19 protein-coding genes are annotated in these 23,732 nt (G+C 69.8%); 8 read left to right on the top strand and 11 right to left on the bottom strand.

Annotated features, from left to right (window positions below; genetic code table 11):
• Nucleotides 1-12: 12 nt before the first annotated feature.
• The 3 genes from FRADC12_RS20620 to FRADC12_RS20610 form a co-directional block, all read right to left on the bottom strand.
• The gene (locus tag FRADC12_RS20620) at nt 13-1,158 is read right to left on the bottom strand and encodes a thiolase family protein (protein ID WP_045877870.1); all 1,146 of its coding nucleotides are present in this window, start codon (nt 1,156-1,158) and stop codon (nt 13-15) included.
• A gap of 10 nt (nt 1,159-1,168) precedes the next feature.
• Nucleotides 1,169-1,597: a Zn-ribbon domain-containing OB-fold protein gene (locus tag FRADC12_RS20615; RefSeq protein WP_045877869.1), complete on the bottom strand. Its 429-nt coding sequence runs from the start codon at nt 1,595-1,597 to the stop codon at nt 1,169-1,171.
• 143 nt (nt 1,598-1,740) lie between these two features.
• Nucleotides 1,741-2,895 carry a thiolase family protein gene (locus FRADC12_RS20610; protein ID WP_045877868.1) on the bottom strand — a complete coding sequence of 385 codons (1,155 nt, stop codon included), beginning with the start codon at nt 2,893-2,895 and terminating at the stop codon, nt 1,741-1,743.
• 81 nt (nt 2,896-2,976) lie between these two features.
• On the opposite strand from FRADC12_RS20610, the gene FRADC12_RS20605 reads away from it, so the two are divergent.
• On the top strand, nt 2,977-3,984 hold the full coding sequence (locus FRADC12_RS20605; protein WP_232303930.1) for an NAD(P)-dependent oxidoreductase: 1,008 nt from the start codon (nt 2,977-2,979) through the stop codon (nt 3,982-3,984).
• A gap of 427 nt (nt 3,985-4,411) precedes the next feature.
• Nucleotides 4,412-5,980, top strand: coding sequence for an alpha/beta hydrolase family protein (locus tag FRADC12_RS20600; RefSeq protein ID WP_045879946.1), 1,569 nt, complete (start codon nt 4,412-4,414; stop codon nt 5,978-5,980).
• Nucleotides 5,981-5,992: 12 nt separating this feature from the next.
• On the opposite strand, the gene FRADC12_RS35065 is transcribed toward FRADC12_RS20600, so the two are convergent.
• From FRADC12_RS35065 to FRADC12_RS20585, 3 genes are all read right to left on the bottom strand, one after another.
• Nucleotides 5,993-6,481 carry a dihydrofolate reductase family protein gene (locus FRADC12_RS35065; protein WP_232303929.1) on the bottom strand — a complete coding sequence of 163 codons (489 nt, stop codon included), beginning with the start codon at nt 6,479-6,481 and terminating at the stop codon, nt 5,993-5,995.
• A 198-nt stretch (nt 6,482-6,679) separates the two neighbouring features.
• Nucleotides 6,680-7,567, bottom strand: coding sequence for a COG4705 family protein (locus tag FRADC12_RS20590; protein WP_045877866.1), 888 nt, complete (start codon nt 7,565-7,567; stop codon nt 6,680-6,682).
• Nucleotides 7,568-8,295: 728 nt separating this feature from the next.
• Entirely contained in the window at nt 8,296-9,498 is a 1,203-nt protein-coding gene (locus FRADC12_RS20585) for a CapA family protein (protein WP_232303928.1), read from the bottom strand.
• A gap of 467 nt (nt 9,499-9,965) precedes the next feature.
• Here FRADC12_RS20585 and FRADC12_RS31590 point away from each other — a divergent pair, with 467 nt between their 5' ends.
• Nucleotides 9,966-10,703, top strand: coding sequence for a hypothetical protein (locus FRADC12_RS31590; RefSeq protein WP_198152990.1), 738 nt, complete (start codon nt 9,966-9,968; stop codon nt 10,701-10,703).
• A 172-nt stretch (nt 10,704-10,875) separates the two neighbouring features.
• Here FRADC12_RS31590 and FRADC12_RS20580 read toward each other — a convergent pair whose 3' ends face one another.
• On the bottom strand, nt 10,876-12,192 hold the full coding sequence (locus tag FRADC12_RS20580; protein WP_045877864.1) for an IS701 family transposase: 1,317 nt from the start codon (nt 12,190-12,192) through the stop codon (nt 10,876-10,878).
• A gap of 365 nt (nt 12,193-12,557) precedes the next feature.
• On the opposite strand from FRADC12_RS20580, the gene FRADC12_RS20575 reads away from it, so the two are divergent.
• Entirely contained in the window at nt 12,558-13,556 is a 999-nt protein-coding gene (locus FRADC12_RS20575; protein WP_045877863.1) for an IS30 family transposase, read from the top strand.
• Between the two features lie 1,844 nt (nt 13,557-15,400).
• Here FRADC12_RS20575 and FRADC12_RS20570 read toward each other — a convergent pair.
• Nucleotides 15,401-16,147, bottom strand: a complete 747-nt coding sequence (locus FRADC12_RS20570) for a hypothetical protein (protein WP_232303927.1) — start codon at nt 16,145-16,147, stop codon at nt 15,401-15,403.
• 274 nt (nt 16,148-16,421) lie between these two features.
• Nucleotides 16,422-17,219 (bottom strand): hypothetical protein, encoded by a 798-nt coding sequence (locus FRADC12_RS20565; RefSeq protein WP_045877862.1) that lies wholly within the window; start codon nt 17,217-17,219, stop codon nt 16,422-16,424.
• Nucleotides 17,220-17,441: 222 nt separating this feature from the next.
• Between FRADC12_RS20565 and FRADC12_RS20560 the strand changes: the two genes are divergently transcribed.
• Together FRADC12_RS20560 and FRADC12_RS20555 are read left to right on the top strand one after the other, a co-directional pair.
• Nucleotides 17,442-19,598, top strand: coding sequence for a sensor histidine kinase (locus FRADC12_RS20560; protein ID WP_045877861.1), 2,157 nt, complete (start codon nt 17,442-17,444; stop codon nt 19,596-19,598).
• Complete coding sequence (locus tag FRADC12_RS20555) at nt 19,595-20,251, top strand: response regulator transcription factor (RefSeq protein ID WP_045877860.1); 657 nt, start codon at nt 19,595-19,597, stop codon at nt 20,249-20,251. The genes FRADC12_RS20560 and FRADC12_RS20555 overlap by 4 nt, the downstream gene beginning before the upstream one ends.
• Before the next feature lie 237 nt (nt 20,252-20,488).
• Here FRADC12_RS20555 and FRADC12_RS20550 read toward each other — a convergent pair whose 3' ends face one another.
• Nucleotides 20,489-21,175, bottom strand: coding sequence for a winged helix-turn-helix transcriptional regulator (locus tag FRADC12_RS20550; protein WP_045877859.1), 687 nt, complete (start codon nt 21,173-21,175; stop codon nt 20,489-20,491).
• A 196-nt stretch (nt 21,176-21,371) separates the two neighbouring features.
• On the opposite strand from FRADC12_RS20550, the gene FRADC12_RS20545 reads away from it, so the two are divergent.
• Together FRADC12_RS20545 and FRADC12_RS31585 are read left to right on the top strand one after the other, a co-directional pair.
• A complete protein-coding gene (locus FRADC12_RS20545; RefSeq protein WP_045877858.1) occupies nt 21,372-22,175 on the top strand; it encodes an SAM-dependent methyltransferase in 804 nt (267 codons plus the stop codon).
• Between the two features lie 15 nt (nt 22,176-22,190).
• On the top strand, nt 22,191-22,487 hold the full coding sequence (locus FRADC12_RS31585) for a protein kinase family protein (protein WP_157488969.1): 297 nt from the start codon (nt 22,191-22,193) through the stop codon (nt 22,485-22,487).
• On the opposite strand, the gene FRADC12_RS20540 is transcribed toward FRADC12_RS31585, so the two are convergent.
• On the bottom strand, nt 22,429-23,652 hold the full coding sequence (locus FRADC12_RS20540; RefSeq protein ID WP_052711048.1) for a sensor histidine kinase: 1,224 nt from the start codon (nt 23,650-23,652) through the stop codon (nt 22,429-22,431). The two genes, FRADC12_RS31585 and FRADC12_RS20540, sit on opposite strands and share 59 nt — an antisense overlap.
• Between the last annotated feature and the right edge of the window lie 80 nt (nt 23,653-23,732).

Below are 23,732 nucleotides of genomic sequence, written 5' to 3'. Positions count from 1 at the left end.
CGCCTGAGGCTCCTAGACGGACAGGATGGCGACGCCGGCGGTGCCGGGGGCGCCGTAGAGCTGGCCGTAGCCGACGCGGGGGCTGCCGGGGACCTGACGGTCGCCGGCGGTGCCACGCAGCTGCTGGGTCAGCTCGTAGACCTGACGCAGGCCGGAGGCGCCGATCGGCTCGCCGTTGGCGATCAGGCCGCCGTCGGTGTTGACCGGGAGGCTGCCACCGATCTCGGTCGCGCCCTCGGCGTACAGACGCTCCTGCTCGCCGTCCTTGCACAGGCCGTTCTCGGCCAGGTGGATCACCTCGGCCCCGGCGTCGGTGTCCTGAAGCTGGGCGATGTCGACGTCCTCCGGTCCGAGGCCCGCCATCTCGTAGGCGGCCCGGGAGGCGTAGACGGTCGGGGCGTCGTCCCGCTCGATCGGCAGCCACGGGCTGTGCACCTCGAACGCGCCCAGCTTGCGGGTCCGTACGACCGAGGCCTTCAGGTAGATCGGCTTGCTCGTGTACGTGTGCGCGGCGCTGGCCTTGCACAGGATGACCGCCGCCGCGCCCTCGTCCGGCGAGCAGAACATGTACTGCGTCAGCGGGTCGTTGACCATCCGGGAATTGAGGATCTTCTCCTCGGTCATCGGGGTGCGCCGGAACGCGTACGGGCTGATCGAACCGTTGCGGTAGTTCTTCGCCGCGACCTTGGCCAGCGTCTCCGGGGTGATCCCGTGATCGTGCATGTACCGCTGGATCTTCATCGCGAAGAACTTCGGCGTCAGGAACAGGCCGGTCTCGCCGTACCAGGCCGGCAGGCCGTACTCCTCCGAGTAGGAGGCGAACGCGCCGGCCGGATGCTTGTCCATCCCGACCGCGATGCCGATCTCGTACTCGCCGAGGCGGATCGTGTTCGCCGCCTGGGTCAGCGCGCTGGCCGCGGTGGCGCAGCCGTTGTAGACGTCGGTGATCGGAATCCCGGTCAGGCCGAGGAAGTTGATGACCGCGTCGGGGTTGTCGACCTCGAAGCTGCCGGCGAAGCCGAACTGGATCTGCTTCCACTCCAGGCCAGCATCGCCCAGCGCGTTACGCACCGCCTGGGCGCCGAGCTGAATGGCGGTCTGGCCCGGGAAGCGGCCGAACGGGGTTCGGCCGACACCGATGATCGCAACGTCGTCCATGGCGGCCGCCTCAGTTCTTTCCGACGGGACGGAAGGCGTAGGTCAGCACCTCGGTGCCGTCGGCGTCGGTGGCGAACGGGACAACCGTCAGCTCCATCTCCTGGCCGATCTCCAACGGCTCGTCGACGCCGACAGTCAGCCGGGCCTCGATCCTGGCTTCCGGAAGCTCGACGTAGCCGACGCCGTAGCCCACGAACTCGTTCGCCGGCTCCGTGCCGAGGTACGGCGGGTTCTTCGGCTGGAAGTGCTGTCTGGTCCAGGTCCAGAGGGTGCCCCGGGTGGACAGCCGCGTCTCGGCGGTGTCCAACGAGCCACACTTCGGGCAGTTCGGGTACGCGGGGAACGCGACCAGGCCGCAGACCTGGCACTTCGATCCGATGAGCCGGGGCTCGTCCGACGGCCAGTCGAACAGGCCCTCCGCGACGACGCGCTGAGCCAAGGCTGCCCCTCCTCCGAATTTGACATCAGCGTCAGCATAGAGGGGCGGGTCGGACGCCACCACCTTTCGCGGGGCATGCTGCCGCCCGCCCGCCGGTCACGATCACCCGTCGAGACGTTGGCCCGGAACCGCTGCCGCGAGGGTCAGAGCAGTTCGAGGATGGTGGCGTTGGCCTGGCCGCCGCCCTCGCACATCGCCTGCAGGCCGTAACGGATGCCGTTGTCACGCATGTGGTTGACGAGCGTCGTCATGATCCGCGCGCCGGAGCCGCCGAGCGGGTGGCCGAGCGCGATCGCGCCGCCGAGCGGGTTGAGCGCCTTCGCGTCCGCGCCGATGTCGGCGAGCCAGGCCAGCGGCACCGGGGCGAACGCCTCGTTGACCTCGAACGCGCCGATGTCGTCGAGCTTGAGCCCGGAGCGGGCGAGCACCTTCTGGGTCGCCGGGATCGGCGCGGTCAGCATCATCACCGGGTCGGAGCCGGCGAGGACCGCGGTGTGAATCCGGGCGAGCGGGGTGAGACCCAGCTCGGCGGCCTTCTCGCTGGTGGTGATCAGCAGGGCGGCCGAGCCGTCCGAGATCTGCGAGGAGTTGGCGGCGGTGATCACGCCACCGTCCTCGGCCTTCCTGAACACCGTCTTCAGGTTGGCCAGGCCCTCGACCGTGCCGCCGCGGCGGATGCCCTCGTCCCTGGTGATGACCGTGCCGTCAGCCAGGGTGACACCGGCGATCTGCGCGTCGAACCGGCCGTCGTCCTGGGCCGCCGCGGCCTTCTCGTGCGAGCCGAGCGCGAACTCGTCGCATTGCGTGCGGGAGAAGCCCCACTTCGCGGCGATCATCTCCGCGCCGATGCCCTGGTCCGGGAACACGTTGTGGTAACGCGCGAGGTACCGGTCGCCAAACGGGATCTTGCCCATCAGCGACGTGCCCATCGGCACCCGGGACATCGACTCGACACCACCGGCGATGACGACGTCGTACTGGCCGGCGACCACGCCTGCGGCGGCGAAGTGAACCGCCTGCTGCGAGGAGCCGCACTGCCGGTCGACGGTCACGCCCGTCACGGACTCCGGGAAACCGGCGCCGAGCGCCGCGTTCCGCGCGATGTCGAAGGTCTGCTCGCCGACCTGGCCGACGCAGCCCCAGATGACGTCCTCCACCAGCGCCGGGTCGACGCCCGCCCGCGCCACCAGGGTCTCCAGGACGTGCGACGACAGGTCCATCGGATGCACCCCCGACAACCCGCCGTTGCGCTTACCGACCGGCGTCCGAACCGCCTCGACGATCACCGCGTCACGCATGTCGACGTCCCCTCAGAAGGCAGCATTACTGAGTATGCATTCACTCGCGCCGCCGGAACAACTGACGGCTAGTGTTACAACGTGTCTGACTCTCTCGCAATGCCAGCCACGCAGCCCGCCGGCGGCGAGCAGAACCCCTCGCCCGCCGGACCGCCCACCGCGACGCCGGGGACGACCCGCGTCGGCTGGATCGGTACGGGCGTCATGGGTGCCGCGATGGCCGGCCACCTGCTGAGCGCCGGCTACCCGTTGACGGTCGCCACCCGGACGAGAGACCGGGCCAAGCAGCTGCTCGACGCGGGTGCGAGCTGGGCGGACACCCCCGCCGAGCTCGCCGCCGACGCCGACATCGTCTTCTCGATGGTCGGGTTCCCCGCGGACGTGCGCGAGGTGCTGCTCGGCCCGGACGGCGCGCTGGCGACGGCCCGCCCCGCCACCGTGCTGGTCGACATGACGACGAGCGAGCCGGCGCTGGCCGTCGAGATCGCCACCGCGGCGGCCGAACGCGGCGTGCTGGCGCTCGACGCCCCGGTCTCCGGCGGCGACGTCGGCGCCCGCGACGGCACCCTATCGATCATGGTGGGCGGCGCCCCCGAGGCGCTCGAGGCCGTGCGCCCCTGCCTGGAGGCGATGGGCCGGGCAATCGTGCGCCAGGGCGGTCCGGGCGCTGGCCAGCACACCAAGATGGTCAACCAGATCCTGATCGCCTCCACCATGGTCTCGATCAGTGAGGCGCTGCTCTACGCCTACCGCAACGGCCTGGACGTGGAGCAGGTGCTCGCCTCGGTGAGCGGCGGGGCCGCCGGCAGCTGGTCGCTGACCAACCTCGCGCCGCGGGTGATCGCGGGCAACTTCGCCCCCGGCTTCTACGTCGACCACATGGTCAAGGACCTGGGCATCGCCCTGGCCGAGGCGCGCCGTGCCCGTCTCGCCCTGCCGGGACTGGCACTCGCGCACCAGCTGTACGTCGCGCTGCAGGCCCAGGATCGTGGCCGGGACGGCACCCAGGCGCTCGTCCACGCGTTGGCCTCGCTGTCGGGCCAGCCGTTCCCGCCCGCGCCGGTCCCGCGGGCGCCGTTCCCGGCCTAGCCGCCGCCTCGGGCTTCGCCTGGCTGGCCTCTTGCGCCGCGCAGGCGGTCCCGCCGCTGACCACGGTCAGGCGCGGCTGGGCCCGCCGGAACGGCTCGCCGAGATCCCAGGGATCAGCCTGGAGTCCGCGCGCACGCTCATTGATCGCCGTTTCGGCTCTCGGATGGTCGCAGCCGGGCTCGTTTCGTAGCCACCATAGGGCCAAGGCAGCGATCAGTGCCCCAGCCGGCTCCCGGCCACCGGCCACCGGCCACCGGCCACCGGCCACCGGCGACGATCACGCTCACCGCTTCTGATCCAGGCTGAGGCCGGATTCTGGTGGCACGGGTGTGAGCTGGGGCGTTAACCTCACCAGGCTTGATTTCCAATCCAGTCCGGCGTTTCGGCTGGCTCTGGCCGTCAGCGCGCGGATACGTCAGGGGTGCGGATGATGATGAACCGCTGGCGGCTTCCGATGTTGGTCTCCGGCGCGATCGTCGCGTTGCTGGCCCTGTGTTCCTGCGGCGGCGGCACGCCGGACCGGCCGGCGGCGCGGGCGGCAGCGGGTGCCGCGCCGGCCACCGCGGGCACCGGCGCCACCGTCGCCGCCCGGTCGACGACGGTCGCGTCGTTCGACGGCACCAAGATCGTGACGCACTTCTTCCCCGCCAAGGGCCTGCGAGCGGGCGGACGAGCGCCCACCGTGCTGGACGGCCCCGGCTGGGGACAGCCCGGCGAGACCGACCCGACGGCCGCCCTCGGCAGCATCGCCCCGCTGGTCGCCGCCGGCTACAACGTCGTCACCTGGGACCCACGCGGCTTCGGCCGGTCCGGCGGCACCGCGCACACCGACTACGCGCCGTTCGAGGGCCGCGACGTGACGGCGCTGATCAGCTGGCTCGCCCGGCAGCCAGAGGCGCAGCTCGACGCGACCGGCGATCCCCGCGTCGGCATGGTCGGCGGAAGCTACGGCGGTGGCATCCAGTTCATCACCGCGGCCTCGGACCAGCGGGTCGACGTCATCGTCCCCGCGATCGCCTGGCATTCCCTGACCGAGAGCCTCTACCCGGGCACCGTCAACAAGGCCGGGTGGGACGGCCTGCTCTGCCAGATCGGCCGGAGCGGCAAGAACCGCCTCGATCCCCATGTGCTCGACTCCTGCCAGGCGAGCCGCACGGACACCCCACTGTCGGCGGGCACGCTGGCCTGGTTCGAGGACCACGGGCCGGACCTGCTGCTGGCGAAGATCCATGTGCCGACGCTGATCCTTCAGGGCACCGTGGACACGCTCTTCCCCCTCGCACAGGGAGTCGAGAACTACCAGGCGCTGCGCGGCAGGGTTCCGGTGAAGATGGCCTGGTTCTGCGGCGGTCACGGGGAGTGCCTGACGAACCCCGGCCCAGCCGACCACACCGAGCAGCTCACGATCAGCTGGCTCGACCGGTACCTGCGGCAACGGACCGGCACGGCGACCGGTCCCGGGTTCGAGTACGTCGACGACACCGGCACCTGGTTCGGCGCCGACACGTTCCCGCCCGCGAGCGCCGGTTCCCTCACGGCGACCGGCCAGGGCACCCTCACCCTTGACCCGGCAGCTACGACCGGCTCAGCGACCGCCGCGGCCCCGGCCGCCGCCGGAGCGGCCGTGGAGACCGCCGTCCCGGCGCCCGCGGCCGCCGGCGAGATCCTCGGCGCACCGAAGCTCACGGTCACCTACCAGGGCACCGCGGACCGGGCCGCGACGGCCGCGTACGCGCAGCTCGTCGATGCCGACCGGCACCTCGTCGTCGGCAACCAGGCCACCCCCGTCAAGCTCAGTCTGGACGGGCGGCAGCACAGCGTCACCGTCAACCTGGCCGATGTCGCCTGGCACGTGACCCCGGGCAGCCACCTCGTCCTGCAGGTGGTGGCTGGATCGGCCCTGTTCGCGCCCCAGGGCGCTCACGGCACCGCGTCGCTCTCGGTGTCGGTGTCCGTCCCGCTGGCCAGGGCTGGCGCGCCGATCCCCGCGTCCTGACCGGCCGGGGGCTCAGCGGACGACGTCGAAGACCTGCTTCTGGACGCCGTTGGCGTAGGCCTCGAACTCGACGAGCTTCAGCATGGACTTGTCCTTGTCGGCGTCGCTGAACAGCCGCTTCCCGGCGCCGAGGAGCACGGGGAAGACCAGCAGGTGGTAGCGGTCGACCAGCCCGGCGTCGGCGAGGCTCTTCCCCAGGGTTGCGCTGCCGTGGACGGCGATCGGGGACGACCTGCTCGCCGGCGATCCCCAGCACGCCGTGGGGCAGATACCAGCCCCGCGGGTCCTCGCCGCTGAGCTTGGCTCGGCAAGGACTGTGACCTGCACGGTCTCGGCTACGGCGACAGGACTGTCGCCGTAGCCGAGACGTTCGTGATCGGCGTCCTCGTCGCCTGCCTCGCCTGGACCGAAACCGATGTCCAGCGCCAGCCAGCAGCCGAGGACGTGGCCCCGCCGGCGGGCATCGCACCGGTGTCCGTGCCGGCTGGTACGGCGAGCCATACCGCAGCCGGGTGGTGGTCGAGGCGGAACCGTCTGGCTGGTGACCGGGCCGCAGCGGATTACTTGGGCCGGTGTTGCCGCCCCTGGTTCATCCGCTCCAATAATGGCAGGCGCCCAGAGGGACTGAACCTTTTCCAGCGTCAGTCTTCTTCGGGCAGGGCCCGACGACATGAGGCGCCCTCCTGAGAGGTAATATGCTCACTGGAGGCCGCTACGGAATTGCGGCCGTGCGGTGTCGGGAACCGCGCGCCGCCGCTCCTGTAGCTGTGCATAGCCGACGAAACCGAACAGGATCGCGAGCAGGAACATCGACGAGCCAAGCGTGCCCAGCTGCAGGCCGCCCCTGTCCGCTGGCTTGGTCAGGAAATCCCCCGCCGTGGCACCAAGCGGACGGGTAAGCACGAACGCCACCCAGAACAACATCACTTCTGACACTACGGGAACATGTCTCAACGCAAGAAGGAGACCGAGGATGCCGACGATGAACAGCGCGCCGCCGGCATAGCCAAGCCCCGAGGTGTCGGACAGAAAATCGCCCGACGAGGTCCCGAGCGTGTTCGATACGAGAATGGCGGACCAGAAGAGCGCCTCGCCCTTCAGAGTGACGATGTCGCGGATCGCGAGGGTGAGACCGGTCACCTTCCAGGTGATGAAGATGGCCGCCAGCAGCGACATGAGGACCACAGCCCCGGTAGGGTATCCCAGACCAAGCCCCTGTGGGCCCCAGCCCAGCGAGCCGGCTCCGCCAGACAGGTACTTCGCGCTGGCGTCACGATTCATGAAATCGGAGATCGTGGTCCCGGCCAGGCTGGTCATAAGAATGACAGTCCAGTAGAAGAACGGGCGGTAATGCCTGGCACGCAGCTGGAGGGCCAGGGTGACGAGGAAGACCGAGAAGAAGACGACCGTTGTCAGAAGATAGCCGATCCTGAAGGTCTGTGCGAAAAGATCGCCTGCGGTCTCACCGAGAGTGGTTGCGGCGATCTTTGTGATCCAGAACGCCAGCGTGATCTCCGGGAGCTTCTTCGCGGTCTCGCTGCCGCCGTCCGCGGCCTCCAGTTCGGTAAGGACGTGGGAGATTGCCACCTTTCACCCCTGCCCGAACGATGCGAAGAACAGGGCCGGCTGCGGCCTCGTCTTCCGTTAGCCGAATGGGAGTGTCGTTACCTGCGCGACGAGCACGCTAACGGCAGCCGGCTGCACGCGCGATTTCACCCGGGGACGATCAGACGTAGGGATCCTTTCGCGACAAACGCGCTTCTGCCCGAATACTCGGAGGCTGTTTTGCCGCCTGTGGTGGAGAGTTCGCGGTCATCTCGCTCGGCGGCGGGCAGGGTCGGCGTCCGGCCGCGTTTCGTCGTCGGCCCGCGTGTCGGTCGCGCCAGAACGTCCAGACGCGCGGGCCGCGATCCGCTCATGGGACCAGCGCGAGACCCAGCTCGACCGGGCGTTCCCGAGCCGGCCAGCGGCATCGAGCGAACTCGGACAGTAGCGGAGGGAGCGGACGCCACGCCTTCTCCTTGCCTCTGGAGCTGAGGTTTACCTAAGCTCCACCCAGGCCGATGGGCGAACAGCGAGGCGCCGGAGCTGGCCGGCCTGCGACTCGCGGCCTCCCGGCTCGGGTCCGCGCCGCTGGTCGCGTGCTGGCTGCTGATCGTCGCGATCCTCGTCCTGCCGATCGTGCTGGCACCCGCCATCTGGTCGGCCCGTGGCGCACTCCTCACCACCATCTGTGGCGCGGGCGTCCGCGACAGCGACGGATCGCCGCCGCGCGGATGGCTGTTCGACACGCTGGCCCGATCCCGCAGCGGAGGTCAGGTCGGATGCAGGGCGAGGCGACCGGTGGAGTCGAGGTCGAAGCAGGCGCCATAGGGACGGCTGATGCGGTCGAGGGTGTCGGCGAGCCAGGTCGCATCCTCGGCGTCGGCATGTTCGAGCCGGAGCCGACGAGCGCGCAGCGGCATCAGCCGGGCGTCGACGAGCGCGCCGGTACCGGCGTCCACGCGGACGACGAACAGCAGGCGCAGGTCGTCGCGGAACCGCTCGTAACCGGTGATCCCCTCGTAGTCGTCGACGAAGTCGCCGCAGCCATAGAGCACGAGCCGGTCCTGGTAGATCTCCACCGGGCGCGGATGGTGCGACGAATGGCCGTGCACGACGTCGACACCACCGTCGACCAGACCGTGCGCGAGACGGACCTGGTCGTCGTCGATGCCATAGCCCCAGTTCGAGCCCCAGTGGATCGAGACGATCACGATATCTCCCGGCCGGTGCGCCGGCGCGATCCGGCCGAGGACCTCGTCGACGGTCCGGTCGACGTCAACGCGCCAGGGTGGCGGAAGCAGCGCGACGCCGGCCCGCGCCGCCGTCGCCGCCCAGCCCGGCGGTACACCGCTCGTCGCGGCGGCGCACGCCAGCACGAGCACCCGCCGGGCCTTGGGACCAGCCCGCTGACTGGCCTCGCGCGGGACGGGCGCGCTGCCCCGCTTCGCGCCGAGGCCGTCACTGACGGCGGCGTCACCGTCCTCGTTCGGGACGACGGGGACCACCGCCGGCCGCCAGGCCTCATCGGCGTCCCGCCCGGCGCCAGGTGCCGCTATCCCCGCGGCGGTGAGCGCGTCCCTGGTATCGATGAGCCCTCGGCGGCCGAAGTCGAGGACGTGGTTGTTGGCGAGCGCGCACACGTCCAGGCGGGCGGCGGTCAGACATCCGATGTTCTGCGGGCTCATCCGGTAGTGGACCGCCTTGTCCGGAGCGAACTCGCCGCCGCTGGTGACGGCCGTCTCCAGATTCACCACGCGCGGGCCGTCCGCCTCGACCAGTGACGCCAGCGCGTCTCCCCACGGCCAGCGGTCGTCGACCGGCTGGGGGATCGGGCCGTGGGCGTGCTCGGTCGACGTCACGTAGTCGCGCGCATCGCGGACCTGATCCTCCTCGAGACGCGGGTCGCCGGGGTGCGCCAGGATCTGGTCCACGCCGCGCCCGAGCATCACGTCCCCGCAGAGGCAGACCGTCACCGTACTTTCCGCAATCGACTGATTACCCATAGATGCAGACTACGCGTGCCTGGCCTCGATCTCGGAGCGACCGGACCTCGTCCGACACCGCCCCTGTAGGCCGGGGTGCCGATCGCGCCCTCGGCCAGGTCCCCGCCGCGGGGCAGCCGCTCCAGCGTGGTCGCCGCCGGTGGGGCGCGAGCCTGCCTCACGTTGCGCCGGATTTCGGGTCAGGAGCGGGGCCGATCACGGGCTCAGGCCGGCTCCTGGCACCCCCACAGCATCAGCGATGCGACCACGCTCGAACGCGAACAGCGACCCGCCTGCGGACTTGCGGGGTCGATCGCAGGCCCGAGGAGATGGCTGGTTGAATGATCCGTTGCAGGTGAGGTGGCGACGCGGCTGGACCGGTCGACGCCGCCAACCCGGAGCGGGCAGGGCGAGGGCCAGGCGCGGGCGGGTGGATGACCTGCAGAACGGGGGGTGTCGTGCGCGCCCGGATCCTTGTTGGTGTGGCGATTCTGAGCTGGAGCAGCTTTCAGCTCATCCGGGTGTTCGCTGCCGAGCCAGCCCTCGCTGACAATCTCGACGCAATCATCCGCCAATGGTGGCCGCTGGCGATCGTAGTCCTCGGCCTCGCCGGGCTCCTGAGGCTGGTCGACGCGAGGCAGTCGCTCCGCGGCCCTTTGGTGCTTGTCGTCGCCGGGGTAGCGCTGCTCCTGATCACCGCCAATCCGTTCCAGGACACCTGGTCGCGGGCGGGACTTCCGCTCGCTCTACTCCCCGTAGGTTGGTTTCTGGTCACCCCACGCGCACATGCGCCGGCCAGTGGTGACCGAGCCAATTGGCCCCGCGAGGTCTGCGTCGCGGACTCTCGGTATGTCGTAAGTGGTGCGACCGGTCTTGTCCAAGCGACAATCTATGTCGCGGCTGGTGGCCTCGTGCTGGATCTGCGACAGGCTGTCCCGGTCCGGAGGCAAAGCGAGCCCTGGACGCGGTCTTTGCCGGGCCACGGGGCGCGGCTTGAACTGACGGCAGTTCTCGGGGGAGTTGACATCATCGTTCCGGCGACCTGGTCGGTCGTGCTCGATCAGCGCGACTGGGCTGGACGGTGTCGCAACCGGGTTCCGGAGGTACAGGAAGAACGGCTGACCGGACGGCTCGAAATTGCGGCCCTCGTAATTCTGGGTGGAGTTGAGATAACTCGACTTTCGCGTTCTTCTTGATCGGGAATGTTGGTTTGTCTTCGCGTGATGAGGTTTCTGTTCGATCGTGGTGAGCTGTTTGTGTGGTGCGGGTGTTTGGGGTGGTTTGTCGCCTCGGGTCGGTGCCTGTTTTGGGCTGTTCCGGGGGCTGTGGGCCGGTCAGGGGCCGGTCTGGGTGGCTGGTGGGGCGGGTTCAGGCCGCGAGGCCGTGCTCGGTGGTGTCCCAGGCCAGGTGGAGGGTGTGGATTTCCGCGGCGGTGGGCGTGACGGGGTCAGCTGGGCGAAAACGCGCGGTGATCAGGACGCGGCGTAGCTTGCCGAGGGCGTCGGCGGTCGAGACGGTCGTCTTGGTCGTGTACCAGGGTGCGCGGGCGGTGGCGTCGGCGACGTCGGAGTCGTGGTGGCCGGCGGTGAGGTACCAGGTCAGGGTGAGGGTCTGGGCGAGCAGGGCGAACGGGACCGCGTGCCGCACGGCCTGCGCGGTGCGGGTGTGGGTCTGTCCGACGCCGAAGAGCTGCTTGGCGTCGGCGATCGCGACCTCGACCGCCCAGCGGGCGGCGTACCGCTCGGCGATCGTGGCGGGGCGGCTGAACAGGTCCGTGCTGATCAGGGCGAGCAGCGGGCGGCCGGGTTCGCGGACGAGCACGAGCTGGACGAGGCGGGGGCCGAACACCGAGTACCACAGGCAGACGGTCACCGCGACGTCGACGGTGTGGACGCGGCCGTAGCGGGTGACGGTGGTCGGGCGGAAGTCGGCGGTGGCGGCGAGCTGGGTGATCGTGGCGAGCCGGTCGCCCTTGACGCGGGGGCGGCCTCGGCGGCCGGTGCGCGGCGGGGCCGGCGCGAACAGGGCGGCGTCGGCACGCGGTCGAGTCGTCCAGGTCACGTTGCGTGGCAGGGACTTCAGCTCGCCGCCGGCGTAGGCGGAGTCCGCCACGACGTGGACCTGGCGGTCCGGGAACAGGCGGGCGAGCCGGGCCGCGGCGCGGGCGGCGAGCCACAGCCGGGAGCCGGACATGGTGCCCTTGACAACCAGGCACGCGTAGACCGGCAGGCAGATCGGCCGCGCGAAGACCGTGCCGCGCAGGACGACACCGACGATGACCCAGTTGTTGCCGAAGCCGACCGGCGTCTCGCCCTTCGCGGCGCCGTCGTGGAACCAGCCCGCGGCGAAGACCTTCCGCCCGGCGCGGTGGAAAAGGGTGTCATCGACGACGACGGTTATCGGCCCGGGGCCGGTGAGCAGACCGACGACGAGACGGGCCAGCGTGTCGCCGACCTCGTCGAGCGTCCAGGCGGCCTTCGCGAAGAAGTAGTGGGCCCGGTGGTGCGGGGTGTCCCGATGGCGGCCGGCGCCGACGAGCATCCCGACGACGGTGCGCCGCCCGGGCGCGGCGACCAGCCCGGTCGCCAGCATCCGGAACGCGGCGAAGCTCGGCGCGGTGAAACACGGCCGGAAGTACTCCAGCAGGACGGCGAACGACGGCGGTATCGTGACGTGCGGGAGCATCGGCGACCCACTCTTCGGAGTGTTGGTGTGGAAACGCCGATGCTCCCGCCACCAGCCCCGTGAGCTGGACCTTCCCCTCATCAACACTCCGCGTGAAGCCACGCGCGGAAACAGCCGGCGAACATGCCCACACTGAACCAGTCAAATCATCAACCTCCTTGACGACCCACAAAACCGATCATGAAAAGTGCGAAACTCGAGAGATAAGGACGGCTCCGTGAACATACAGTTCAGCCGCCGGATGCGCCACCCCCGGTGACTGTCGATGGCTGGACCGTATATTCGACTGATACTCGGCGGCATCAAACGGTCGTAGCGACGCCCCGATAGGATGATCGCGATGGTGTCGAGGGGCTGGATGGTGGATGGGCGTACGGGAGCGGTTGACGGTGGAGGACCGCGAGGTCATCTCGCGGGAGTTGAGTCAGGAGCGTTCGGCTCGGTATATCGCCGCTGTGCTCGGTCGTCATCATTCGGGGATCTCCCGGGAGATCGAGCGTAACGGCGGTGCCGCGGCGTATCGGGCGGTGGATGCGCAGGCACGGTGTGATCTGATGTGCGCCCGCCCGAAGGAACGGAAACTCGTCGCGTCGAAGGAGCTGCACGACGCGGTGAACACCGGCCTGGTCGAGAAGTGGTCGCCGAAGCAGATCAGCGAGAGACTGCGCACGGACTTTCCCGACGACGAGAGCATGCGCGTGAGCCACGAAACAATCTACGAGTGCCTCTACCTCCAGGCGCGCGGCGAGCTGCGGACGGAACTGAAGATCGCGCTGCGTAAGGGCCGGGCCAGGCGGGTCAACCGGTCGCGCAGCACCCTGACCAGGGGCGGGATCGTCGGCATGGTCAACATCAGCGAGCGGCCGAAGGAGGCCGAGGACCGCGCCGTCCCCGGTTTCTGGGAGGGCGACCTGATCATCGGGAAGGGCAACAAGTCGCAGATCGCCACGCTGGTCGAGCGCACGACCCGGCTCGTGATGTTGGTGCGAATACCGTACGACCGTAACGCCGACAAGGTCGCCTACCTGCTGGGCAAGAAGATGGAGACCCTGCCCGAGTTCATGCGGAACTCGGTGACCTGGGACCAGGGAAAGGAGATGGCCCGGCACGCCGATTTCACCGTCCGCACCGGTATTCCCGTGTATTTCTGCGACCCGCACTCACCGTGGCAGCGCGGCTCGAACGAGAACACCAACGGGTTGCTGCGCCAGTACTTCCCGAAGGGCACCGACCTGTCCTTGCACACGCAGGAAGAACTTGATATGGTGGCCACGCAGCTGAATGGGCGGCCACGGCAGACGCTCAAATGGGCGACGCCGCTCGAGGTCTTTACCGAGCTGCTGGAAAGTCATGTGTCGCCATGACCGCTTGATTCCGCCCTCCCAGCCCGGGGGAGCCCAGATCGTTGATTAGCATGTGAAGGTCGCGTGCCTGATTCGTGTTGGCAGGTCGTCTGATCCCCATCTCGTCAAAGAGTCGCAAGTGATATACGTCGAACGCGGCGATGACTGAGATTCCATAGTTGGCCGCCGCTATTAGGCACGCGCGATAGGCGAGGTACGAGAACAGTAGTAGTGCTGCGGGCAGGAGGAGCCACCACGAATGAGGCGCAAGAAGGATGCTGCTTGCCAAGGCTGTGCCTAGTGAGAGTACGCAGAAACGCACCGAAGCGTCGAGTTGGTTCCGCATCTCGAGCAGAACTTCCACGGCGTGGGCCGGCAGTGCGTAGTAAAGCCTGGGAAACGCTTGTATTGCCTCCATTCCGTACGCACTTCCTGCCTGGCTTTCCATCGCCCGCAGAGAATTACCCAACGCCGTTGGCAGGAGCCGGTTCTCGTCGGCCGGAAATTTAGTGAGAGCCGCCTCGGCCGCTTCGATCGCCCGGGCAGCGGCCGGCTGATGTGCTGTGCCGTTGTTTTGGATCTGTTCTGTATGCTGAAGACCACGAAGCCTTCGTCGTTGGAGCCAGGTGGCATCAGCTGCCAGCCAGGGCCGCGGCAAGATAACAGTCCGGAATGATCAAACTACACTTCCAGTCTGGTCGGGCCTGGAGAAGTGCTTAGAGTTGATCAGGAAACCCAGCAACCACAGGCGGTTCACGTCGCTGCCGGTCTATCCGTGCCGGCCGAATCCGACTACCTTGAGTAGTCATGCGCTGCCGAGAGCGATCTCGCCGCAGCCCTGGCTGCCAGCCGATCGAGTACCGGGAGATGTGGCCAGTAGCCCTCAAGTGCTCGTATTAGTGCGAGCTCGAAGGGCTGAAAGGCTACAGAAAGGGCGGCGACTGCAATAGTGATCGCGACGACGCCACCGGCGCCAACGGCGTCGATTGTGCTTTTGAGGCGGCTTACCGAAGGGCTGTGTTGTGGTGCGCCTGCCACGATGAGAGCCGCTATCAGCATGGTGAACGCGGTCGCTGGCAGGATATTTACGAGCTGTAGGCGACGGGATGGGCCATTTTCGGAAACACCGAAGGTCTCCGCTGGAATGGTCAAATGGATCCCCCGGGATGAATTGGGCACTGAATTTCAATGAGGTCGGTGCCGAGGATTTGTGTGGCTGTCAGGACGGCCCTGCGGCTGTGATGCCTGTCGTCTCCCTCCCGGCATCGGATTTGCACGGATTCACCGGGCCGTGGCCTCATCATCGGAGGATGGTCACTATCGACCGGGCAAGGAACTGTTCCGCTGCTCTTCCGCCGCAGGAAGCCGCAGGTGCGGCAGAGGAGCAGGCGGCCCGGGCCGCGCCCGGGGAGTTGATTGGTCGACAGCTGCGGGCTCAGAACGATGAGAAGCCAGAGAGCTGCCTGCAGCCTTTGACACCTGAGATGAGTCGTTACCCCTCGTGGACTACGGCCGCTGCCCAACCCGCGTCGCATCAACCCCCCTGTGGTACTCCGCGTGAGTAGTGCAGCACCTCGGATACGCGAGGTCAACGGTGGGTAGTAGCGCGCGATTGATGGTCCGGCTGCGTCAGCCTGCCGCGCGGTCGCTGCTGGATGACGGTGACCCGGCGGCCTGGTCGTCGAGGTCGGCGGCGGTGAGGGGGCCGGTGTCCCAGGCGATCACGCTGGGTCGCGCCCCATCTGGCTGAGGTCTGCCCCCAGAAGCGCTGTCCGGGCGGGGCGGTGGCACCGCCCGCCCGGACAACGCCGGTTCGGTGGAGACTTTCGGGGTGGGCGTCGCCCGGGAGCCGGTGGTTGCTTCGGTCAGCCGGCTGGCGACTGGTGGGTCGCGAGGGTGGCCATCGCTGATCGTGGGTCAGCGGGCCGGGCGGGGCTCAGGCCGGGGAGTCCGCGGTGCAGCACAGCGAGGGCGCAGCCCACGAAGCCGGCCAGCAGCACGGCGCTCGCGATGATCCCCAGGACGTCGGAGTCGCCGCCGATGATGTTGAGCGGCTGGTAGGCGATCATCGCGGCCGCCACCGGTCGGGGCACCGCCCGGGAGCGCCACAGCGCGATCCCGAGGCACACCATCGCCACGAGGCCACCGAGCAGCGCGAGGGCCACGAAGATCTTGAACTGCGTCGAGTCGGTCATTTTCGCCAGCAGCTTCGCGGACGCGGCGCGGTCGGTGCCGACGGCGGCACGGACCGCGTTGTCGACACCGATGAGAGCGATCCACGCGGCGCCCCAGAGGATCCCGAGCCAGCCGGCCACCGCGGCGAGCTTCGGCGACCGCGGCTGCGCGAGCAGGGCCGCGACCGCGACCGCCGGGCCCAGCAGGACGAGGAGCGTCTCGACGGCGAGTCCGGCGTCGACCCGGCCGAGGTGGGCCGCGTAGGTGTTGACAGCGGCGACGTCGGTGTCGCCGGTCGCGGGCATCAGCGCTGTCGCGGCGACGCTGCCAGCTCCGACGATGAGGAGGCAGGCGGCGGCGAGCCATCGGCTGACGGGTGAGCCGATCGGCGTGGCGGGGCCCGAACGGATGGACGCGGGGATGGTGGAGGCGGACACGATGGGGCTCCTTCATGGTTTCGGGATCTGGACGGCGGCCGGCCTGGGCGGGGGTGCGGCTCGGGCGCAGCGTGGACCAGCGCGGTGGGGAACTCCCCGGGCGGGTGCGGTCGGGCCGCGTTCCGCCGCACGGATCACGGCGGGCCCGCGCCAAGGTGAGCGAGCGCCCGGACCGGGGCGGTAGACGGGGCGGTTCCGGGGCGGAACTGACGTGGAATACCCGAGGCCAGCTGGAGTCGGGCTGCTCCTGAGCGGCTGGCCGGCGAGACCGGGGTTAGCGGGCCTCGAAGCCGGTGGCGAGGATGGCGCTGAAGTTCGGAGGCGCTCCGACCGGCGCCGAGACGATGTAGCGGCCGGCGCTGAGCGTGGCGATGCCGTAGGCGGGGTTGGGGCCGGCCGGTTGAGCCACCGCGACGATGTCGGCGACGGCCTCGATGTTCGTCTTCCCGGACTGCACGTCGGCGGCGGTGGCGGTCTGGCCGTCGCGGATCTTGCCGAGCAGGAGGACGAACCCGGCCTTCGCCGGATCGCCGGTGTTGGTGAACTTCATAGCCACCGGGCCGGCGGGAAGTGACGTCGGGACGCCGGCGAGGCCGCCGCCGTCGCTGTTGGTCACGTCGAGTGTGGTGTAGCCGCAGGAGTCGTGCGCCCAGGCGTCGACGGCCGTGAGCGCCGTGCTCAGCGAGCCGCCCGAGTCCGCGACCGGCTTTCCTGTCTTCGCGGCCTGCACGGTCCGGTCGAGGACGTCGACGCTTTCCGTCACGCTGGCGGGGACACCTGCGCGCAGGGCCGCGAGGTGGGGTTCGATCGAGGCGGCCCAGGCCTGGATCTCGGTGGCGCTCGGGGCGGGGGCATCCGGGTCCAGGCCGGGCATGTTGAGCCAGTCGCTGGCGAGCTGGGCGGCGCACGCGGCCTGCGTGGTCGCGCGAGTAGCCGCGGGGGCAGCCACGGGTCCCGCCGGAGCTGACGAGCCGGAGCAGCCGGTGAGAAGGACGACGGTGCCGACGCCGAGGGCGCCCGCGACGGCGGCCCATCGGCGGCTGGTGGGGCTGGCCGTGCTGTGGTTGTTCATCGGTTCCTCCTGATCGTGCCCTGGCCTGGCCGGGCTGGCTGACCGTCGGGTGGTAGCGCGATCATTCGGGTGGTTACGTCCCGTCGGCACGGGTGCGCGTTCCCGATCTGGTCGGGAGAGATTCCCGATACGGACGGGATCAGCGGTCCCTCACACTGGACTCCGGCGGGCCGCGATCAGGCGATGCCAGCCGGCCGCGGGACCTGGGTGGGAGGAGCTGGCGTGGACGGGTTCGCACAAGCCTTGCCGCAGACGCGGCGGGCGCGTCAGCGGGCCGCTGACGTCCTCGCTGTGCTCGCGCTCGTGTTGGCCCTCGCTGGGGCGGTGCTGGCTGTCGCGAACCGGCACGGGGCTGTCACGCCGTCCGGGGACTCCGCGAGCCTGGCGGGCTGGACCCAGATCCTTCTCGCGGTCCCGTATGCGGCGGCGGGTTGGCTGCTGGCCACGCGTCGGCCGGAGGTGTTGTTCGGTTGGCTGGCGCTGGCCGCCGCGGCCGCTCACGGTCTGGCTGCTGCGTTCGGTGGCTGGGCGGCGTTCACCGTGTTCGGCGGGCATGACCTGGAGGGAACCGGGCCGGCGCTGATCGCCGGTGGCACCGGTGAGGCGCTGGAGCCGCTGGTGCTGGCGGTCACGTGGGCGACGTTCCCGCACGGGCGGTTCCCCCGCGGCTGGACCGGGCGGGCAGCGGGGGCCAGCGTCGGGCTTTGCGCCGCGGGCTGGCTGTGCACGCCGCTGGTGCCGGCCAGACCCACCCAGGAACCAGCGGCCTACATGGGCATCACGAACCCGATCGGCATTGACGCGATCCCTGGCTGGGTGCAGGCCGCACTGTTCTCCTCGGGGATGCTGCTCGCGGCGGTGGTGATGGTGGCCCGGTGGCTGCGGGCGGCCGGCGAGCTGCGCCGGGTACTGCGCTGGCTGGCCGTGGTCAACGTCGTCGCGATCCTGGTGACGCCGTTCGTGGTCGCGTTGCCCGGTGGGCAGCTGATCAGCAGCGTCGGCACGGTCGTCGAGCTCGCCGTCGTTGTGGCAGTGGTACTCGCGAACCGCGTGTACGGCATCGAGGTGGTACTCAACCGCACGCTCGTCTACACCCTGCTCACCTCGTTCGTTGCCCTGGTGTACGCGGCGGGCGTCGCGGTGCTCGCCGCCCTCGGCCAGCAGGTGGGCGGGACATCCACCGTGCTCGCCGCACTCGGCGCCGCGTTCAGCCTCGCCCCCGCACGCGAGCGGCTACAGCGCCTGGTCAACCGGTTCCTCTACGGCGAACGCGACGAGCCGTACACCGTGGCCACCCGCGTAGCAGCCCGACTGGAAACCGCCGGCAGCGTCCAGACCCTGCTGCCAGGCCTGCTCGAGGCCCTCGCCGGAGCCCTGCGGCTGCCGTCCGCGGCGGTCGAGCTACGCGCCGACGACGGTGCCATCCGCTCCATCACCCACGGAGCCCCCCGGACCGGCGCCTCGGCCCGCTTCCCCCTGGTGCACCAGGGACAGGACATCGGCGCCCTCGTCGTCAGCCTACGAGCCGGGCAGAACACACTGGCGCCTCGGGAGAACCGCCTGCTCGCCGACATCGCCCGACAGACCGCGGTGGCGGCCAGCAACGTGCAGCTCACCGAGGCACTGATCCGCTCCCGGGAGCGGATCGTCAGCGCGGCTGAGGAGGAACGCCGCCGGCTGCGCCACGACCTGCACGACGGCCTCGGACCGACGCTGACCGCCGCTGCGACCAAGGTCGACGCCGCCCGCAATCTCGCGGAACGGGACGCGACGCGGGCCGGGAACCTACTCGTCTCGGTCCGCCAGGACCTCACCTCGGCACTCGCCGACCTGCGCCGCCTGGTCTACGCCCTACGGCCACCTGTCCTCGACGAGCTCGGCCTGCTACCCGCATTGCACGAGCAGCTTCGGCACACCGCGGTACCCGTCACCCTGACGGCGCCCGAAGCGCTGCCGCCGCTGCCGGCGGCGGTGGAGATAGCCGCCTACCGGATCGTCACGGAAGCCGTCACGAACGTCACCCGACATGCCCGCGCCTCCGCCTGCGAGGTATCGATCACCTGCACCGACCACCTCCACATCGATATCCGGGACAACGGAACGCCCAACGACGACAACGGGGCAAACGGGGCAAACGGCGGAGCGTGGTCTCCAGGGGTCGGCCTGACCTCGATGCGGGAACGGGCCACCGCGCTCGGTGGCAGCTGGACCGCCGGACCGACCCCCACCGGCGGACGGGTCCAGGCGGACCTCCCCCTCTCCCTCGCCGGAAGCACGGTCCCCCGGCCAGCTGCCGAGACCACCCCGGAGCACGACCGTGGGTCGCCCCCGCCAGCGCACGGCCAGATCCCCGAGACCCTCACCGGAAACCAGTCATGACCCAACCCGCGTCCACCATCGGGGTGCTCATCGTCGACGACCACCGCCTCGTGCTCGACGGCCTGTCGGCGCTGATCGACTCCGTCGAGGGCCTGACCGTGGTCGGCGAGGCGACGTCCGGCGAACAGGCGATCAGCCTCACCCGCTCCGAACACCCCGATGTCGTCCTCATGGACATCGAGATGCCCGGGATCAGCGGCATCGAAGCGACCCGGCGCATCCTCGCCACCCAGCCGACGGTCGCGGTCGTCATGCTCACGATGTACGGCGAGGACGAATTCGTCTTCGCCGCCCTGCGCGCCGGCGCCCGCGGCTACCTACTCAAAGGCGCCCAGCAAGAAGACGTCATACGCACCATCGGAGCAGTAGCCCGCGGCGACGCGGTGTTCGGACCCGACGTCGCCCGCCGCATTCTACGCACCTTCACCGACCCCCTCCCCACAACCGGCCCGTTCCCCGAACTCACCGAACGAGAACGTGAGATCCTCGGCCTGCTTGCCAACGGCTGGCCAAACAGCCGCATCGCCCGCCAGCTCGGACTCACCCCGAAAACCGTCGCCAACAATGTCTCAAACATCCTCACCAAGCTTCACGCCCCCGACCGCGCAGCAGCAATTCTGAAAGCCCGCCGCGCCGGACTCGGCGAACCCTGACGGGGCCATCCCGCGCAACCATCCGGCGCTCCATGAGCCTCGCAGCGCGGGAGCTGTCACGTCGACGCCGGCCTCACGCAGCAGCCTTGTGACAGCCGCCCACACGGAGCCGTCCTCGCACTCACCATGTAGCAGCACCACGGCTGTCGTTCCGTCGCTCACTGTCACCCCCCGCTGATTGACATCGTGACGGCGACGTTAGAAGCCCGTTACCTCGCCCGGCTTCTGCCACATGGCCTAGTCGCACACGTGCGAGCCTGCGCAACGGCCAGGCTGCGACGCTCGATCGTCGTCGGTGACGGGACGGAGGCGGGCGAGCAGGTCGCGGCGGCCGCGGACGGTCAACCCGATCCGGGTGGCCAGGTCGATGTCGATCACGCCCGTGAGCAGCCCCAGGATGGCGCGGGGCGGGCCGTCCAGTACCAGGTCGGGGTCGACGGCGCGGCCAATGCGGCTGTGGACCTGCCCTCCGCCGACCTCGATCACGGCCCGCTCGTCTGCTGCGAGGAGCTGGATGACCCCCGGCGGGGCGTCGGGGTCGGTATCCGTTGTGAACCAGGAGGCGGCATAGGCGAGCCAGCGTGCTTGGAACGCGTCAGCGGGCCGTTCGACGGTCATGTACCGCAGTCCCCAGAGCCCGAGCGCCTTCAACACCGGTTCCAGCGCCAGACCGTCCGCGGCCAGGGTGTACAGGACGGTAGCGACGGGCGGCGGCGCGTCCTCGCGGCCGATGAGCCCGGCGTCCTCGAGCTCCTTCAGGCGGGTCGAGAGCAGGTTGGTCGCGATGCCGGGAAGCCCGTTCTTCAGGTCGGTGAACCGGCATCGGCCCTGCAGCAGCAGCTCGCGGACGATCAGGAGCGTCCACCGATCCCCCAAGATGTCGAGGGCGCGGGCTATCGAGCAGTACTGGCCATAGGTCCGCACGAGGCAAGCCTAGCGCAAGGGTGGTTTAGCTCCTGTGCTAGATAGTTGAAAAACTCAACCACTTCGGCATAGTGTCAGCCGTGCTCACGCCGCTTCGGAGCCGCTCTCCCCGGTCACCTCGCCCATGGCGCGTTCGTGATCATTCGCGGCTGGTCGAACTGGTGGCAACCACAAGTGACGAGAGGGCTCTCGTGCGATGACTTACGGAGAATCGAGGGTCGACCAGACGATCGACCGGCTTCTCAGCGAACATCCAGACCTGGACGTGTCAGCCGAGGGTGCGCTGGACAATCTCGACCAGTTCCACATCGGCGGAGCCGGCGCGGTCGACCTGCTCATCGGTGTCCTCGCGCTCGCCGAGGGCGACCGTGTACTGGACATCGGCTCGGGATTCGGCGGACCCGCGCGCCAGATCGCCCGCCGCACCGGCCACCACGTCACCGGCATCGACATCACCCCGGCCTACGTCGACGCCGCCCGCGACCTGAGCGCCAAGGCCGGCCTGGCTGACCTCGTCCACTTTCAGGTGGGCAATATCGGCACGTTCGAACCCGACTCGCTGTTCCAGGCCGCGATCTCGATGCACGTTCAGATGAACGTCCAGGACAAGACCGCCTGGTTCGCGGACATCGCCCGTTGCCTCGCCCCCGGCGCGCGCCTGGCTATCTGGGAGGCCTGCCAGCCGCGTCACGTTGACCTGCCCTGGCCGATGCCGTGGTCCCTTGATGGCACCGACAGCTTCGTCGTCACTGCCGGCTCACTACACGCCTCGATCGAGCAAGCCGGCTTCACCACCACCGAGTGGAAGAACGAAACGGCCTGGGCCCAGTCCTGGATCACCGAGACGTTCTCGACTGGACTGCCCACCGGACCGGCGCTGCCGATGCTCCTCGACGACGGCTACGCCCGTGTCCTCAACTACACCACCGCACTCGGCAACGGTTCCCTAGAGGTCTGGCAAGGGTCGTTCACACGTGAAGGACCATCGCGGCTCCGGTGAGACGGGGGGCTCGTCATGGCGGGCACCGCTGGGGTGGAGCCGCTCGAGGAGAGCGATCCGCCGGAGGTAGGCCCGTACACGCTGCTCGGTCGCCTCGGTGTGGGCGGGATGGGCAGTGTCTACCTCGGTCACCGGGCCGACGGCCAGCCCGTGGCGATCAAGGTGATACGGCTGGAGCCTGCCAGCGACCCTGATTTTCGCGGCCGGTTCCTGCGGGAGGTGCAGGCCGCCCGGCGGGTCGCCGCGTGTGGCGTCACCGCGTACCCCTTCCACTTCGGGCGGGTCCATGTGGCGTTGTGGCTGGCAGCGTGATGGTGAAGGTGGCACCACATCCGGGGCCGTCGGAGTGGGCGGTGATGCTGCCGTGGTGCGCCTCGATGATGGCCCGGGTGATGGTCAGGCCGATCCCGGATCCGTGCCGGCCCGGTGCACTGCCCGCCGTGGCGGCGGGAGTGGGGGTGCTGGGGCTGCGGGCGGGGTCGGTGCGGTAGAAGCGTTCGAACAGCTGGCCGGCCTGCTCGGAGGGGAAGCCCTCGCCGGTATCGGCGACGCGGATCCGCGCCGCCGCTGGCCGGCCGGCCGCGAGATCGGCCGGCCGGCGCGCTCCACCCGGGGCCTGGTCGACGGTGATCGTGACGGCACCCGCGGCGGGGGTGTGCCGCAGGGCGTTGTCGAGCAGGTTCGTCAGTGCCTCGACGATCCGGTCGTGGTCCACGGTGGCCGTCGGGCCCGCTTCCTCGGCACGGAGTTGCAGGTCCACGCCGCCGGCCTGGTAGAGGGGGCGCACGGCGGTGGCCGCGCGCTGGACGAGGTCGGCCAGCCGGGCCGGCTGGGGGTGCAGGGCGAGTTGGCGTTCCTCGGCGCGGGAGACCGATTCCAGATCGGTGACCAGCCGGCGTAGCCGGGAGGCATGCTCGGCCAGGGTGTCCAGGGTTGTGGCGTCCACCGGCAGCACCCCGTCGGTGATTGCCTCGACGGTGGCCTCCAGGGAGGCGACCGGGCTGCGCAACTCGTGGCCGAGGTCGGCCAGCAGCCGCCGCCGGGTCCGCTCGGAACCGGCGAGCTTGTCGCCGAGCCGGTTCACCGCGGTGGTCAGTGCGGTGAACTCCCGGCCGAGGCGGGGGTCGGCCAGGTCGGTGTCGTAGTTGCCGTCGGCCAGTCGGGTGGTCGCGGCGGCCAGGGTGGTGACCGGGGCGGCGAGCCGGCGGGCGACCAGCCAGGTCACCAGTCCGGCCGCCAGCACCGCCGCGGTGGTCCCGGCGGTCAACGAGATCATCATGGCCTGGGTGAAGGCCCGCTCGACGTGGGTCTCCACGGCCGGGGTGAGGCCCGGGGTGCCGGCCCGGCGCAGGTGGGTCAGGAACACCGCTGGTGCGACCAGCAGCGCCACCACCAGCAGGGTGCCCGCCCCTGCGGCAACGACCAGGGCCATCGCCGTGAACAGCCGCGCCCCCAGCCCGAGCCCTGCCCACCGCACCTCGCGCCGCCCGGCTGGTGCCGATGCGGGCGGCGACCCTCCGGTCTCTGGGCGGTCGCTCGCGCCGTCCCCCGCGGGGA

Source organism: Pseudofrankia sp. DC12 (assembly GCF_000966285.1).
GTDB lineage: Bacteria > Actinomycetota > Actinomycetes > Frankiales > Frankiaceae > Pseudofrankia.
Note: the sequence above shows the minus strand (reverse complement) of the source record. Positions and strands in the feature narration are given on the sequence as shown.